At 68.7% G+C, this 13691-nt stretch carries 12 protein-coding genes and 1 pseudogene; 6 read left to right on the forward strand and 7 right to left on the reverse strand.

The annotated features are described in order from the left end of the window. Positions 1-33: 33 nt before the first annotated feature. The gene (locus tag HW130_RS33870; protein ID WP_177153611.1) at positions 34-3084 is read left to right on the forward strand and encodes a trypsin-like peptidase domain-containing protein; all 3051 of its coding nucleotides are present in this window, start codon (positions 34-36) and stop codon (positions 3082-3084) included. 1 nt (position 3085) lies between these two features. Here the strand turns inward: HW130_RS33870 and HW130_RS33875 are convergent, their stop codons facing one another. Further along, positions 3086-3265: a hypothetical protein gene (locus HW130_RS33875; RefSeq protein WP_177153612.1), complete on the reverse strand. Its 180-nt coding sequence runs from the start codon at positions 3263-3265 to the stop codon at positions 3086-3088. A gap of 610 nt (positions 3266-3875) precedes the next feature. Continuing rightward, positions 3876-6671, reverse strand: coding sequence for a helix-turn-helix transcriptional regulator (locus HW130_RS33880; protein WP_177153613.1), 2796 nt, complete (start codon positions 6669-6671; stop codon positions 3876-3878). Positions 6672-7103: 432 nt separating this feature from the next. Between HW130_RS33880 and queC the strand changes: the two genes are divergently transcribed. The 5 genes from queC (at position 7104) to HW130_RS33905 (ending at position 10254) form a co-directional block, all read left to right on the forward strand. Next, positions 7104-7784 carry a 7-cyano-7-deazaguanine synthase QueC gene (gene queC / locus HW130_RS33885; protein ID WP_177153614.1) on the forward strand — a complete coding sequence of 227 codons (681 nt, stop codon included), beginning with the start codon at positions 7104-7106 and terminating at the stop codon, positions 7782-7784. Beyond that, entirely contained in the window at positions 7784-8209 is a 426-nt protein-coding gene (locus HW130_RS33890) for a 6-carboxytetrahydropterin synthase (RefSeq protein WP_177153615.1), read from the forward strand. Before queC ends, HW130_RS33890 begins: the two co-directional genes overlap by 1 nt. Further along, positions 8206-8913 (forward strand): 7-carboxy-7-deazaguanine synthase QueE, encoded by a 708-nt coding sequence (locus HW130_RS33895; protein WP_177153616.1) that lies wholly within the window; start codon positions 8206-8208, stop codon positions 8911-8913. The genes HW130_RS33890 and HW130_RS33895 overlap by 4 nt, the downstream gene beginning before the upstream one ends. Continuing rightward, positions 8910-9488, forward strand: a complete 579-nt coding sequence (gene folE, locus HW130_RS33900) for a GTP cyclohydrolase I (RefSeq protein WP_177153617.1) — start codon at positions 8910-8912, stop codon at positions 9486-9488. Before HW130_RS33895 ends, folE begins: the two co-directional genes overlap by 4 nt. 445 nt (positions 9489-9933) lie before the next feature. Continuing rightward, positions 9934-10254 (forward strand): hypothetical protein, encoded by a 321-nt coding sequence (locus HW130_RS33905; RefSeq protein ID WP_177153618.1) that lies wholly within the window; start codon positions 9934-9936, stop codon positions 10252-10254. A gap of 604 nt (positions 10255-10858) precedes the next feature. Here HW130_RS33905 and HW130_RS33910 read toward each other — a convergent pair. The 5 genes and pseudogenes from HW130_RS33910 to HW130_RS33925 all read right to left on the reverse strand — a co-directional run bounded on the left by HW130_RS33910 (position 10859) and on the right by HW130_RS33925 (position 13432). Beyond that, on the reverse strand, positions 10859-11245 hold the full coding sequence (locus HW130_RS33910; RefSeq protein ID WP_177153619.1) for a fic family toxin-antitoxin system, toxin component: 387 nt from the start codon (positions 11243-11245) through the stop codon (positions 10859-10861). Continuing rightward, a complete protein-coding gene (locus HW130_RS33915; protein WP_256356509.1) occupies positions 11242-11538 on the reverse strand; it encodes a DUF1778 domain-containing protein in 297 nt (98 codons plus the stop codon). Before HW130_RS33915 ends, HW130_RS33910 begins: the two co-directional genes overlap by 4 nt. A gap of 102 nt (positions 11539-11640) precedes the next feature. Beyond that, a complete protein-coding gene (locus HW130_RS36480) occupies positions 11641-12120 on the reverse strand; it encodes a hypothetical protein (RefSeq protein ID WP_256356510.1) in 480 nt (159 codons plus the stop codon). A gap of 210 nt (positions 12121-12330) precedes the next feature. Then, positions 12331-12609, reverse strand: a pseudogene (locus HW130_RS37165) (universal stress protein); the annotation flags it as partial. 217 nt (positions 12610-12826) lie between these two features. Then, entirely contained in the window at positions 12827-13432 is a 606-nt protein-coding gene (locus tag HW130_RS33925; protein WP_177153620.1) for a hypothetical protein, read from the reverse strand. Positions 13433-13691: the final 259 nt, after the last annotated feature.

Raw genomic sequence — 13691 nt, forward strand, 5'->3', positions numbered from 1 at the left:
CCGAACTCCGGATACCAGGTCAGACTGCAGAATGTGAGGCTCATTACCGTAAGGGTCGCTCTGTCCGACAGCGGGGAGACGCTGGGCAGCGGGGTGGCCATCGCCAGCCGAGGGCTCGTGGTCACCTGCCGCCACGTACTGGAGGCGGGTGGGCTGGACGTACGGGCGTCCGAGCCTCCGGAGGTCGACATCCACTTCCCGGCCGTGGATCACTGGAAGGCCGTCACCCGCCGGGCCAGGGTGGTCGCCTATTGCCAGGACAACGACGACGACATCGTCTGCCTCAAGACTGAGACGCCGATCCCCAATAGCCGAGTGGCCGTACTCGGCGATGCCGCCGCATCTGCATGGAACGAGTTCATCGGCTACGGGTACCGCAGGCTGGGCAAGTACCAAGGGCTCCTCGCCCAGGGGACGATCATGGGCGAGATCGAGGCTCCGGAGGGCCACGCCCTGCTGAAGGAGCCCGTCCAGCTTCGGTCGTCGGGCATCGCCGAGGGCATGAGCGGAGCCCCGGTGCTCGACCGCGTGCGCAACCTGGTCGTCGGCATGATCTCCGAGAAATGGGGCTCGTCGGGAGCGGCCGAGGACCGCGACACCGCCTGGGCGGTCAACGCCCACCTCGTCACCTTTCCGCCGTTCTCGCTGGTCATCCGGGCCGACGTGTTGCCGATGCAGCATGCGGAACCGCCGCAGATGGACGACGAACTACTCCACAGGGTTCAGCTGCCGCGGTCCCACCGGCTGGAGGACGCGCCCGCCTTGCTGAACGAGTGGGTGGGGCGTGAAGCGCTCCTCGCCGAGACCGACCGGGTGGCGGACGACCCGGAGACCTTGGTCGTAGGGCTGATCGGATTCGGCGGCGAGGGCAAGACCACCATCGCCCGCCAGTGGCTCGAAAGCCGGCGCAGAGCGGCCCGGGTCAACGCCGACCAGGACGCGCAGCCGTCCCGCATCTTCTGGTGGACCTTCGCCGAACGCTCTGGGGCCGACGACTTCCTGGAAGCCGCGCTCGACTACGTCAGCGGCGGCCGGATCACCTCCGAGGACTGCGGCGACGGACGGGCCCGCGCCGAGATCATCGCCTCGCTACTGAGCACCCAGCCGTACATCTTCGTGCTGGACGGGCTCGAAGCCGTACAGGAGCAGCGCGGCGACCACTACGGGGCCATACTCAGCCCGGATCTGCGGGATTTCCTCACCTTCTTCGCCACACCCGGCCACCCGTCCTTCTGCCTGATCACCTCCCGGGCACCGGTGGTCGACCTCATCTCCTTCGTGACCCACCGGCAGATACACGTCCCCTCGCTGACCGCCCAGGCGGGCCGTGAACTCCTGGCGACGCTGGGGGTACGCGGCTCCGACGCGGAGCTGGAGCGGGTGGCCCACCAGTGGGGCGGACACGCGCTCACCCTCAGCCTGATCGCGGCCTATCTGGTCAAGCGGTACGGAGGTGACGTGCGCCGGGTCGCTACCTTGCCGCGACCGGATCCGGACCTGCCCCGGGCGGAACTGGTACGGCGCATCCTGAGCCAGTACGACGCGTGGCTGTCGGAGACCGAGCGCGAACTGCTCATCGGGTTCAGCATCTTCCGCACCCCGGTGGGGGAGGAGGCTCTGGAGGCCGTGCTCCCGCAGAACGCGCAAAGCGTGCAGGACGTGCAGGGCGTGCAGGGGGACGTGCAGTGCAGCTCGGCGCTGCCCGTCGCCCATGCCGCCGCACTGGTTCATCTCGTCGACGCCCGGTTGGTGCGGCGCGACCAGGGCGGCCGGCTCGGCACCCACCCCCTGATCCGCGACTACTACTACAAGTCGGCGCGCAGCAGCGTCGACCACACCAGCCTCCACGAGTGGGCCAAGCGCTACTACATGCGCATCGCCGAAGCACGCACCGACCCCCCTGCCACACTCGACGGCCTCGATCCGCTGATCGAGGCCGTCCATCATGCGTGCCGCTCCGGCGCGTACGCCGAGGCGTATCTGCTCATCACGGACCAGCTGTACGCAGGCGATCGAGGCCTGATCACTCGTGAACTCAGCGCGTACGACACGGTCCTGTCCTGCTTCACCGACTTCTTCCCGCGCGGCGACTTCCGGCGCGAGCCCTTCACGACTGGCGGCGACCCGGAGATGCGTGGCTGGGTCCTGCACGAGGTCGCCACCAGTTTCCAGATGTTGGGGCGGCTGTGGGACGCGGTGGTCACACTGCGCCGGGCCGAGGCGGCCTTCCGCGGTCTCGGCCGCTACCACCAGGCTGCGGTCAGCTGCCAGAACCGGGTCGAACTGCACTTGGCCCTCGGGCAGTTGGCTGGCGCGGAGGAGGCTATCGAGAGTGCCTTCGAACTTGCCCGGCGGGGGGGCGACCGTGAGGACGAACTTGTCGCCGAGACCCTGAGCGGCACCCTGCACCACTATCGGGGCGACCACGACGCCGCGGAGGAAGCCTTCGCGTCCGCGCTGCGCCTGGCCCGGGAGTTCACCCCGATCCCCCTCCTGTACAGCTGGAGCGGCATCCATTACGCGGAACATCTGCGCACGACCGGACGGGCCGCGGCCGCGCGCCGGGCCCTGGAGGCCAATCTGACCGTCTGCCGACGGGCCGGCTGGACCGCCGACGAGGCCGCCTGCCTGATCGGACTGGGGGATCTGGCGCTGGACGAGGCGGGTCCGTCCCGCGGCGGTTCGGACAGCGACCCGCGCACCCCCGCCGAGACGGAGGCGCTGCAGCGGGCCCGGACCCACTTCGAGGCGGCCCACGCCATTGCGCGCGGCATCACCCGCCGGGACGTGTTGATCGGTTCGCTGCTCGCGCGGTGCCGCCTGGCCGCGGCCACGGGCCGGTCCGCGAGCGCACGTGGGGACGCGGACCAGGCGCTGGCGATGGCGGGCAACGGCGGATACCGGGTCGCGGAGGTGGAGGCCCGGATCGCCCTGGCCCGTGTCTACCAGGACGTGAGCGACGAGGAGGCCGCCTGGGACGAGATTAGCCGAGCCTCCGAGATGGCCCGGGAGATCGGCTACCGCCGGGGCGAGGAAGCCGCCCTGGCGGTGGAGAGCAGCCTCGAAGGAAATAGGTGGGCGTAGGTCAGGCGTCGGCCGCAGTTTCGTCGCCGGCGGAGGCGTACGAGGAGAGTTCCGCCGCGAGCGAGTCCAGTAGGGCTGCCGGAATCCGGCCGTCCATGGCCGTTGTCTCCCGGTGAGGTACGGGCTCCGGCGGCTCTGCCGCCTCCTCGGTGCCCGGCCCGTCGTCCTGCGTGGATGTCATCGATCCGCTCCTCTCCGCGACCAGAGTGGGTCACCGCGTGACCATCATGCCGCCCCGTTCCGAACAGGGCACGCGATTCCCGAGGAAGTTGTGCCGGACACCCGCTCCGCGGCTACCCGGACCGAGCGCTGCGTGCTCATACACACCGGGGCCTGGCAGCCGGAGACACATGCTCGGAATCGAGGGGGAATCATGCCCGACGCGATCCTCCTGGAGGGAACGCCTGCGGCTGTGGGCCTTCGCTAACGGCGAGGGGTGCCCTGGATGCCCGGGAAACAGCAGAACTGCTGGCCGCCCTGGGCCGCGCAATGAACAACCACCAGCCTTCTGCCGCGAGCGGCTTGACTGCCGCCCAGCTCTTGTCTGCCGGTCGACGATAAAAGGGGCCACGACAAGGCCGAGAACTGTGGCGACGTCCTCCTCCTGGAACGCCCGCACATCGAGGCTCTGAATCGCCGGCCTGTTCACCGTCCCGTACCTCTTCGATCAGGCGTGTCGGTCACCAGCCGCCGTGGCCGTACGCTCCCTCGCCGACCTCCTGCCCACCGCACTCGGCAAGGGCAACGAACGCTTCGAGCGTCAGGAGTCGTTCGTCGGGAATCCCTACTGATCAGTCGCTGGTGACGGCCAGGCGACTGGCGAGTTCGACGCGGGACCGTACGGACAGCTTGGCGTAGATGTGGCTGAGATGGTACTCGACTGTCTTGACCGACAGGAACAATGCGGCGGCCACTTCGCGGTTGGTGTGACCTTTGATGACGAGTGCTGCAACTTGCATCTCCTGTTCGGTCAGCTCGACCGGGACAGGCCGGCGGCGGGTAGGCGTCCCGAAGCCGGCCGCACGAAGTTCTCTCTCGGCGAGCGCGGTCCACGGATCGGCGCGGAGCCGCTCAAACACCTGCCGGGCAGCGGTCAGAGGGCGACCGGCAGCGCGACGCTTCCTGATTCTGCGCAGGAACCGGCCGTAGGCCAGCTCGGTGCGGGCCTTGGCGAAAGGGTCCGGCAGGCGCTCGTGGTGTCGCAGGGCCTCCTGATATGCATTCTCGGCGCTGTCTTCGCCATTTTCGACAAGCCCTCGGCATCGCGCGGCCACGGCGTACCCCCATGCGGACGGCGACCGTTGGACTTGGCTTTGGAGCTCGCCCAGAGCTGCACGAGCGGCTGGAAGGTTGTCGGCAGCCAGGCTGGCTTCGATCAGGTCAGGCTGGTGCTGCAGCACTGTCGGTTCTCGCAGCCCCAGGTCGCTGACCCGCTGCTGGAGGTCGTTCAGGCGGGCGGCGGCTTCCGAGTCTCTGCCGGTTCCCAGGTCGAGCAGGCCGAGTGCGGCTTCGATGTAGGGGCTGACCAGCTCCGCGCCCCGGTTGTCCAGGAGCCCGCGGAACTGGCGGGCGTGTTCGCGGCACTGCGCGACTCGTCCTTGTGCGGCCTCGATCCGGGCCAGCGTGGAAAGCGCGTACGCTTGGAGGACCGGCTGTTCGGTCTCACCGGCGAGGGCAGCTCCTTCACCGGCCAAAGCGTAGGCGTCGTCCCAGTAGCCGGTGCGCAGTTGTGTCTCGGCAAGAACGGTTAGATATGGGGCGAGCCGTTCGGAGGCGCCGACCTCTCGTGCGCCCCGGATGGCCCGTTCCAGCAGCGTACGGGCCGCTGGATACCGCTCGAGCCACATGAGGTCCATGGCGGAAAAGCTGGTCACTTCGACACCGACAGCGAGCGGCTCGTTTCCAGTGAGGAAATCCTCGCAGGCGCTGAACACGGCGGCCGCCTCCCTGCACTCGCCGGAGAGCATCAGCGTATGGGCCTGCAGGACAGCGGCAGAATGGGCAAGGACGGTGAGGCCTTCGCCGCGGCGGGCCAGTGCTGAGGCGCGGTCCGCGGCCGTGCGGGCCTGGCGGATCGCGCCACCCATACACGCAGCCCCCGCGGCGGAGACCAACAAAGGGACAGCTTGGGTCGGTTGGTCCAACTCGAGACCGGCCGCCATATCGACCAGCTGGTCATGGACGCCGAGGGGAGGCTGGCGAAGGAGCAGTACTTGGCTGCGCAGTCCACATGCTTTGGCGAGGATCGCCGAGTCTTCCGTGGTGTTGGTCGCCGCCTCGGCGAGGGCCAGTGCCTGGTCGCCTCGACCGGCAAGCTGGGCTGTCTCGGCGGCAGCCAGCAGGTAGCGGCCCTGTTCGACGGGGGAAGACGCCAGATCAGCGGCGCGCTCGTAAGCTCGGCGCGCGGCGGGCAGGGCACCACGGTCGCGGGCCCGCGCGGCGGTGTCGGCCACGGCGGCCGCCGCGTTCGGGTCCGGGCCGACCGCCGCGGCAGCGAGATGCCAGCTGCGCTGGTCACGGCATATCGCGCCGTCCCGGTCAGTGAGTGCCCCAGCCAGAGCTCGGTGGGCCTGTCGTCGCTGCTCGGGCGACGCTGTGTGGTATGCGGCCGCGCGCAGCAGCGGATGCGCGAACCGGAACTTGCCGCCCGACAGTTCGATGATGCTTGTGGCCTCGAGCGCCTGCAGATCTTCGGCATCCAGGGCTAGGGCATGAAGCGCTTTCAACAGGACCGCGGCTTCCTCCGTGTAACTCGCGGCCGCAACCGTCACCGCGCGGCGACTCGGTTCCGGTAGGGCGACCAACTGGACGGAATAGGCGGCGGTCAACCGCGAACCCACCGGCAGGGGGCTCTCCGAGCCCTGTACGGCCCACTTGGAGCTACGCAGAGCGGGCACAGCTTCCAGTAAGGCGAGAGGGTTGCCTGCTGTCTCTTGGTACAGCCGCTTGAACGTCTCGCTGTCGGCAGGTAGGTCAGCTAGGCGCTGCACCAGCGCGGCGGCAGCTGAGGGTTTCAGACCGGCGAGGGTCAGCGTCTGCAGGCCGGCCTCGCTGAATACGCTTCGTTGGCCATCGCGCGCCGTGACCAGCACGGCGACGCTCTCGGCCTGCAAACGCCGGACGGCGAAGAGCAGTGCTTGGGTGCTGGCCTCGTCTATCCAGTGCGCGTCATCCACGGCGACCAGCACAGGTGCTGTCGCTGCGGCATCGGTGAGGAGCGTCAACGTGGCTGCTCCTAACGTCAACCGGTCCGGTGTCCCCCCCTCTTCCACTGACAGGGCCGTACGCAGAGTCCGTGCCTGTAGTGGCGGCAGCCGGTCGACGAGATACTCCACGGGACGGATGAGCTCACCAAGGCCGGCGAAGGCGAGTTCGGCTTCCATCTCGATCCCAGTGGCCCGAAGCACGGTCATGCCCTCGGCTTCTGCCACCGCTTCTTCCAGCAAGGCCGTCTTCCCGATTCCCGGCTCACCGTGCACCACGAGAACCCCGCTTCGGCTCCGCCGAGCATTAGCAAGGAGTTGCCTCACCCGATCCAGCTCCTTGTTGCGCGAGAGCAGTTCACGCCGCCCATGCCGATGCGTCATCGCGGCATCCCCCTATGAATAGACGACCATCGGTGCAGACGGACACACACCGCGTCACGATTGTGACCGAACCCGAGCTGCGCCCGCAGGACTAGGGAACATCCCGGTCCACAATCCCACCATCACGTGCAGTGTTGCTCCCGAAATCTCAGTTGCCGTCCCTTCGGTTGCGGCACAAGACAAGGCGGCAAGATGACAGCCCACACCCGACCCGACGCTCCGATGGCCTCAAGGGACTTGCCCGGACTTGAGCGGGAGGCTTCGTGCTGCCAGGCGCTCACTGCGGCATCGCCGAAGAGCACGAATGACACTGCGTCAGCCCCCCCACCTCTGTCGCGCGCCGCCGCAACTGGAACGAAGGTCTAGCCTCGCCTTCGCCGGCCTGCGGAGGCAAGGATCTCGCCCCTATCCACCCACTACGAAAGGCCTCCCGTGACCCAGCCCCTAGCCGTCCTCGCCTTCTCCGGCGGCATGGACTCCACCACCCTCGCCGCCCACTACACGGGCACTGGCTACCGCCTGCTGCTGCTGTCCTTCGACTACGGCCAGCGTCACGTCAGGGAACTCCAGGCCGCCGGGGAAGTCGCTGCGCACTTCGACGCCGAGCACCACACCGTCGACCTCCTCGGCGTCGGCAAGCTGATGCCCGGCTCAGCTCTCACCGACCCGAATGTGGCCGTACCGGACGGGCATTACGCCGAGGAATCGATGCGCGCCACGGTCGTCCCCAACCGTAACGCGATCATGGCGAATATTGCCGTCGGAATCGCTTCCGCCCACGATGCCGACCTCGTCGCCCTCGGCATCCACGCTGGCGACCACGCCGTCTACCCCGACTGCCGGCCCGCGTTCCTCGACGCCCTGCGCGCCAGCGTCACCACCGCCCTCGACGGGTTCCCCAACCCCTGCATCGAGGCCCCGTTCATTGCCTGGTCCAAGACCCAGATCGCCGCCTACGCCCACGAAATTGGGGCCCCGCTCGAAATATCCTGGTCCTGCTACAAGGGCGGCCGCGCGCATTGCGGCACCTGCGGCACCTGCGTGGAACGCCGCGAAGCCTTCACTGACGCCGGTCTGGCCGACCCCACTGCGTACGAGGGGGCGATGGCCTGATGTCCCACGCCGTCACGGTCCGCCACAACTTCGAGACCGCCCACCGACTGCCGCACCTACCCGGCAAGTGCGAGTCGCTCCACGGCCACTCCTGGTGGGCGGAAGTGACCGTCGAAGCCCCGGAGCTCGTCGCCGGCCTAGTGGTGGAGTTCGGGCCGTTCAAGAAGGCGCTGCGCGCCTGGATTGACGCCCACCTCGACCACGGAGTCATGCTCGGACCCAATGACCCTCTCGTGCCGGTGCTGCGGTCCCACGACTGCAAGGTCCACGAAGTCCCTGGCTGGCCCACCGTGGAAAACGTGGCCGCCCTCCTCGCCGACGTAGCCGACAAGGCCCTCACCGACCTCGTCCGTGCCCCCGGTGCCCGGGTCGCACGCGTGCACCTCGCCGAGACCCACGTCAACGCCGCCACCTGCACCCCATGACCACGCCCACGCTGGTCGTCTCCGAGGTATTCGGCCCCACCGTACAAGGCGAAGGGCCGTCCACCGGACGCCGTGCCTCCTTCATCCGCCTCGGCGGCTGCAACCTGCACTGCAGCTGGTGCGACACCCCATACACGTGGGACGGCTCCAGCCATGACCTGCGCACCGAGCTGACTCGTACACTGGTGGTCGACCTTGCCGCCCGGGCGCTTGAGGGGGCGCCGCAGCTGGTTGTTCTCACTGGAGGGGAACCGCTTCTACATCAATACCAGCCCGGGTGGGCCGAATTGCTGGCCGCCCTCACCGTGGCCGGGGTCGAGGTGGAGGTGGAAACCAACGGAACCATCGCCCCCACTGCTGCAACAACCGCGGCCGTGGCCCGCTTCAACGTCTCACCCAAACTCGCCCACGCAGGAGACCCGGAACACATCCGCCTGCGCCCCCGCGCCATTGCCGCCCTGCGTGCCACCGGCCGGGCCGCATTCAAGTTCGTGTGCGCCACCAAAGGAGACGTTGATGAAGCAGCCGCACACGCCGCCGCCTGGGGTCTCCCTCTGTCCACGGTATGGGTCATGCCGGAAGGCACCGACCCCGTCACCCTCAGCCACCACCTGAACGCCATCGCTGATCCCGCCATTGGCCACGGCTTCAACCTCACCACCCGTCTCCACGTCCTCGCGTGGGGAAACGAGAGGGCCCGATGACCACCACACCCGAGCAGACCTACACCGATGGCCTCCGGGCCTGGCTCACGGCCCGCGGCCTGGATCCCACCAGCCCGGCGCTTGTGGACACCCCGCGTCGAGCCCTGGCTGCCCTGGCGGAATTTACCTCCGGCTACGACGACGACCCCGCCGTCCACCTCGCCCGCACCTTCCCCGTCGCCCACTCCGGGCAGCCCATCATCGTCACCGGCGTCCCCTTCACTTCCGTATGCGAGCACCACCTGCTGCTCTTCCACGGCACGGCCACCATCGGCTACCAACCCACCCCCGGGGCGTCCGTCGCCGGCCTGTCGAAGCTCCCTCGTGTGCTGGACGTCTACGCCCGCCGCCTGCAGACCCAGGAACAGCTCACCCAGCAGGTCACTGACGCCCTCGACAAGCACCTCGCCACCCTTGGCTCTGTCTGCCTGATCCGGTCCGAACACGGCTGCCTGGCTCACCGCGGTGCCCGAAAGCCGGGAGCGGTCATGGTCACCGCCTCCTACACCGGCCTGTTCCTCGAAAACCCCCAGGCCCGCGCCGATCTCCACACTCTGATCAGCAGCACCAGCTGACCCTGCCACGAAGGACCGCCCATGCCTGCCTCGAAAGCGCAGTAGCCCTTCACCGTCAAACGCCGCGCCCAAGCCATCGTCTCAAGCTGGCTGGCATGAACCACGAGGCCCGAGCGCCTCAACTACGCCGATGGCAACGGCTACATCACCTTCCACTGACATGCGCACGCTCTGGCTCCCTCACCCGCCGCGTGAGTGAGTCAGAGCAGTCCAGAACAGGGGCCCACACGCCGTCGCGGTGCCGCAGCCGTGGTGCAAGTAAGGGGGACATGACCCACAGCCGCATGACGCCTCCGCGATCCCCGTACGGAAGTCGCGTGGCCGGAGCAGATCCAGACGGGCCGCAAACTATCCCGGGTCGATGCCCTGGTCGTGGATGAGGCGTCGATAGTGACGACCGCGCTGTCCCGGTCCTCATGACGGAGCCGCGCGCATCGGCACGAAGGTGGCGGCCATCGGCGACCTGAGGCAGCTCCAGGGCATTGGGCCTGGCGGCACCGCCTCGGCGAGCTCACCCCTCACCGTGAACCGGCACGAGCGTGCGGCGTCCGAACGGGGCGTGCTTGAGGTCTGGCACACCGGCGACCACCAGGCCGCGCTGCAGCTGCGCGCCGCCGGCCGCCACATGCAAGCCACCAAGGCCGCCGAGCGAGGCCAGGCCGGGTGGGCCCTCACCAAGGAGCTGCACATGGGTACCAACGTTGAGCACTGCACGACCGCCGAGGCGGCCGTGAGTGATGGTTGTCAGAGACTATGGATCACCTAGGGTCTTTCGTTTGGATCAGACCGGATCAGTGAGCGGGGTCTGGTGCGTGCGATCGCAAGGCGGAGGAGGGAGACAATGGCGGAGCCATGGCGACCGACGACAACGCGGCGAGCGTGCGTGCCAGGGCCCGCGAGCCCGGCATGATCCAAACGAGAGGCCCTAGTTCTGATCGGGTGGCTGGAAGACGTCAGCTGCGACGCCCCCGTGAATACGACCAGAGCGACCGCTGCTGCGGCTGCCGTCACCAATGCGTCTGCCGTGATCCGGTCCAACTGTGGCCGCGTCAAGTCCGTCAGAACGAAGGCAACGGTCGAGCCCGCACAGGCTGCTGCAGCACCTGCGTCCCAGTATCGGTAGCGAGCCCAGAACCAGCGGGCCAGGAGCATCATGACCGGGGAGGCGACAGGCAGCGTCGGTTCGTCGAGGAGGTTGAGAATGCCCCACGCCACTCCGCAGGCCACACAGCTGAGCATCATGACCTGAGCGGTTTCGCGCCAAGGAACTCCTTGCCGTTCTCTCATCGGGCGCTCGGCCTCCCGCTTTCCATGTCCCAGGCGCATGCCGGCTGGAGCCTTGCCGAAGTCCCCTAAGCCCCTCTTCGCGGTCAGTTGACGGTCCAGCTGCGGAGTTGGCGGGCGATGCGCGGGACGCTCAGCGTTCCGGCGGCGACGTCGCGTACGAGGATGACGGCGGCTTTGGGCGGGTACTCGAGCCTGTGCCCGTGCAGAGCGAGGTAGGCCTCGGTGGAGTGCCAGGCGAAGGCATCGTTGGAGTGCTCGAGGCAGGGGAGCTTTGCCAGGGTCTGCAGCAGCGCGGCGGCTTTGAAGTGCACGGAGCTGTAGATGTCGTGCTCCATGGACCGGGCGTTGACCCGCGCGGCGGCCGCGAACAGGGGACCCAGATCGTCAACCTGGGGGTCGCCGGGAAGGAGCTCGGCGGCGTGCAGCAGAAAGGTGACCTCGAGCGGATGATGCGGTGCGGGCTCGGTCACGCGGCCTGGCCCCGCTCCTGCTGCTCGAGCTCAGCACGGGCCTGCTGTTCGGCGGTGCGTTGCTCCGCGGAGGGGTCGGTGCTGCTGGGCTCGGCGGCGAAGGCGGCGGCGCTGCGGGCCATCGACTCCTTGAAGCCGTCGAGGAACCGCTGCTCGACCGCGGTAGCGCGCGTGTAGGCGGCGGAGAGGATGTACTCCTGCATGCTCACCCCTTCCTGCGCTGCGGCGGCAGCGATCGCAGCCCGCTGCTCAGGGTCGGGGAAGCGCAGATTCATGGCTTTAGGCTCTGACATGGCACCAATGGTACCAGCGGTACCATCCCGGGGTCAGGGGCGCAGCTCGTCCGGTAAGAGGCGCGGGGTGCGGCACACGGGTCGCCGGCGCAGCGCGTGTTATTACGCGCTCTGGCGTGGAGGGGCGCGGCCGTGTTCGACCGTGCCTGGACAGATGTGTGGAGTGCGCTGTAGCCGCTGCTGGTCCGGCTGCGCCGTTCCGCGCGGGAGCGGACGGCGCGGGCGTCCGCCAGCAGGGGCGGCCCGCTGCTGCGGCGGAGTGGTGGGCAAGGCGGTGACGCCCAGCGCCACGTCCCTCGCGGCCAGAGCCTCATCGCGCTCGGTCATCGCCTCGGCCCGCTCCTGGGCCAACTGCTCGATCATGACCGCGTAGATGCCGACGAGCTCCGTCAGTTTCCGCTTCTCCTCGCGGGCCTTGGCCAGGTCTTCGCGAAGCTGGGCGATCTCGGCCTCGGCCTTCTTGACGGGCTCGCTCTTGTGCCGGGCGGCCCCCTTCGATCCGCGACCGGGTCTCGATGCCTGGGTTCTCGAGCCGGTAGGGCTGCAGGGCGGGTCGAAAACCTCTCGGGCGTTGTCAGCCATGGCGCCTGGATCCGGCACGGCCGGCCCCGCGGGCCCCGTCTTGAGTACGACTGGCTGGAAGGCTGCGTACACGGCCTCGAGGACCGCCCGGCGTGTGCTTGCGGCTTGGATGGCGAAGTGCATGACCTCGGATCTCACGTCAGGCAGGTCAACGCCGACGACCAGGCGGTTTTCCTTGAGTCGCCCGGTGTCGCGGGGCCTGACCACCACGACCGGGCATTCGGCGTGGGTGGCCACCTGCCAGCTCACCGAGCCCAGCGGTAGCCGGGCGAATCCGCCGGCCCCGCGATGACCCACCACGATCAATGATGCCTGTGAGGATCGGTTCACAAGCGCCGGAGCCGGAGACCCGGAGACGAGATCAGGCGAGACATCGACTCCCGGAAACTCCCTCGATACCGCCTCCTGCAGCGGCGCGACCACCCCTTCCGCCCGTTCGACAAAGGAAGCCGGCTCCCCTCCCCGGGCACGCCCGGAGGCATAGGCCACTCCACCGCGTGCAAGATGCGCAGCCTCCAGCCCCGGCGTGCGGCTTCCTCGGCCGCGAAGCGGACGATCTCGTCCTGGTGCTCGGCCTCGGCCACCCCTACCACGACCGTTCCGCCCCCGCCGTGCTGTGCCACCGCGGCCTCCTCACCCGTCATGCACCTCTGGTGCCCGGGCCTGCATCCGTCCGTCGGCTGTCCCCCGCCGTGGAAGGCGTGCGTCAGCGGCGCAGGCCGGTGTGTGCGAGGGCGACCGCGCTGAGGGTGGCGATGACCTCTTGGTCGCCCCGGCGCCAGGCGTCGGCGAATCCGCCGGGCGGGGTGGGCAGCTTGGCGAGGGTGGCTGGCGGGCCGGTGAGGGCGCGCAGGGCGAGCAGGTCGGCGCCGCCCGGCGCGTCGGCGAGATGGCTGACGATCATGCTGCGGCGAATCCAGAGCAGGCGCGGGGGAATCCACAGAACCAGGATGAAGAGCAGGAGGATGACGATGAGAGCCGTGGTCGTCACGTCGGCGACCTGGGTGACGGTCTCCTGGAACGATGCGCCGGCGTCGGCGAAGCCGGTACTGGCGTCGGATGCGGACTGGAGCGGCTTCTTCAGGACGTCGCCGATGAGCGGTACGTCCGACGCCGCGTCCCCGGCGTTGCCGAGTTCCTCGGCGAGGCCGTCTCCGGAGCTCTCGACCTTCCGCCCCGGCTCAGCCAGCAGCATGATCATGCCGCGGACGAAGAATGCCGCCCACACCGTGAGGGCGATCAGGGCCACGGCGATCAGGTCCACGAGCACCTGGCGGTTCCGGCGTGCGGGAGTCTGCGCGTAGAGGCGCAACGGCGGGCTCCTGTTCTGTTCAGGGCGTCGAGCAGAATCGGCCGTCCCTCCAGCGACTCGGCCGGCCGGTCGTCGGGGTCAACTCTTCCACCGCGCTCCCCGGGCAAACATGCAAAACACGGACCATGGCCGGCCCGGCGCCGCGGTAGCCGCGACGCACCGCGCCCCTGGGCCGGTGCCGGCCTCGGGGTGGACTTCCCGGTTCACTTGGAATGAAGGTCCTTCAGCGCCTCTAGGGTCCGTCTTCAAACGGATCTTG

It is taken from the genome of Streptomyces sp. PKU-EA00015, assembly GCF_013387495.1.
GTDB lineage: Bacteria > Actinomycetota > Actinomycetes > Streptomycetales > Streptomycetaceae > Streptomyces.

What these genes read in the sequence shown, in the direction of transcription:
- HW130_RS33875 (WP_177153612.1), bottom strand. Translation starts at nt 3,265, where the DNA reads ATGACATCCACGCAGGACGACGGGCCGGGCACCGAGGAGGCGGCAGAG.
- HW130_RS33880 (WP_177153613.1), bottom strand. Translation starts at nt 6,671, where the DNA reads ATGACGCATCGGCATGGGCGGCGTGAACTGCTCTCGCGCAACAAGGAG.
- HW130_RS33890 (WP_177153615.1), top strand. Translation starts at nt 7,784, where the DNA reads ATGTCCCACGCCGTCACGGTCCGCCACAACTTCGAGACCGCCCACCGA.
- HW130_RS33895 (WP_177153616.1), top strand. Translation starts at nt 8,206, where the DNA reads ATGACCACGCCCACGCTGGTCGTCTCCGAGGTATTCGGCCCCACCGTA.
- folE (WP_177153617.1), top strand. Translation starts at nt 8,910, where the DNA reads ATGACCACCACACCCGAGCAGACCTACACCGATGGCCTCCGGGCCTGG.
- HW130_RS33915 (WP_256356509.1), bottom strand. Translation starts at nt 11,538, where the DNA reads ATGTCAGAGCCTAAAGCCATGAATCTGCGCTTCCCCGACCCTGAGCAG.
- HW130_RS36480 (WP_256356510.1), bottom strand. Translation starts at nt 12,120, where the DNA reads ATGGCTGACAACGCCCGAGAGGTTTTCGACCCGCCCTGCAGCCCTACC.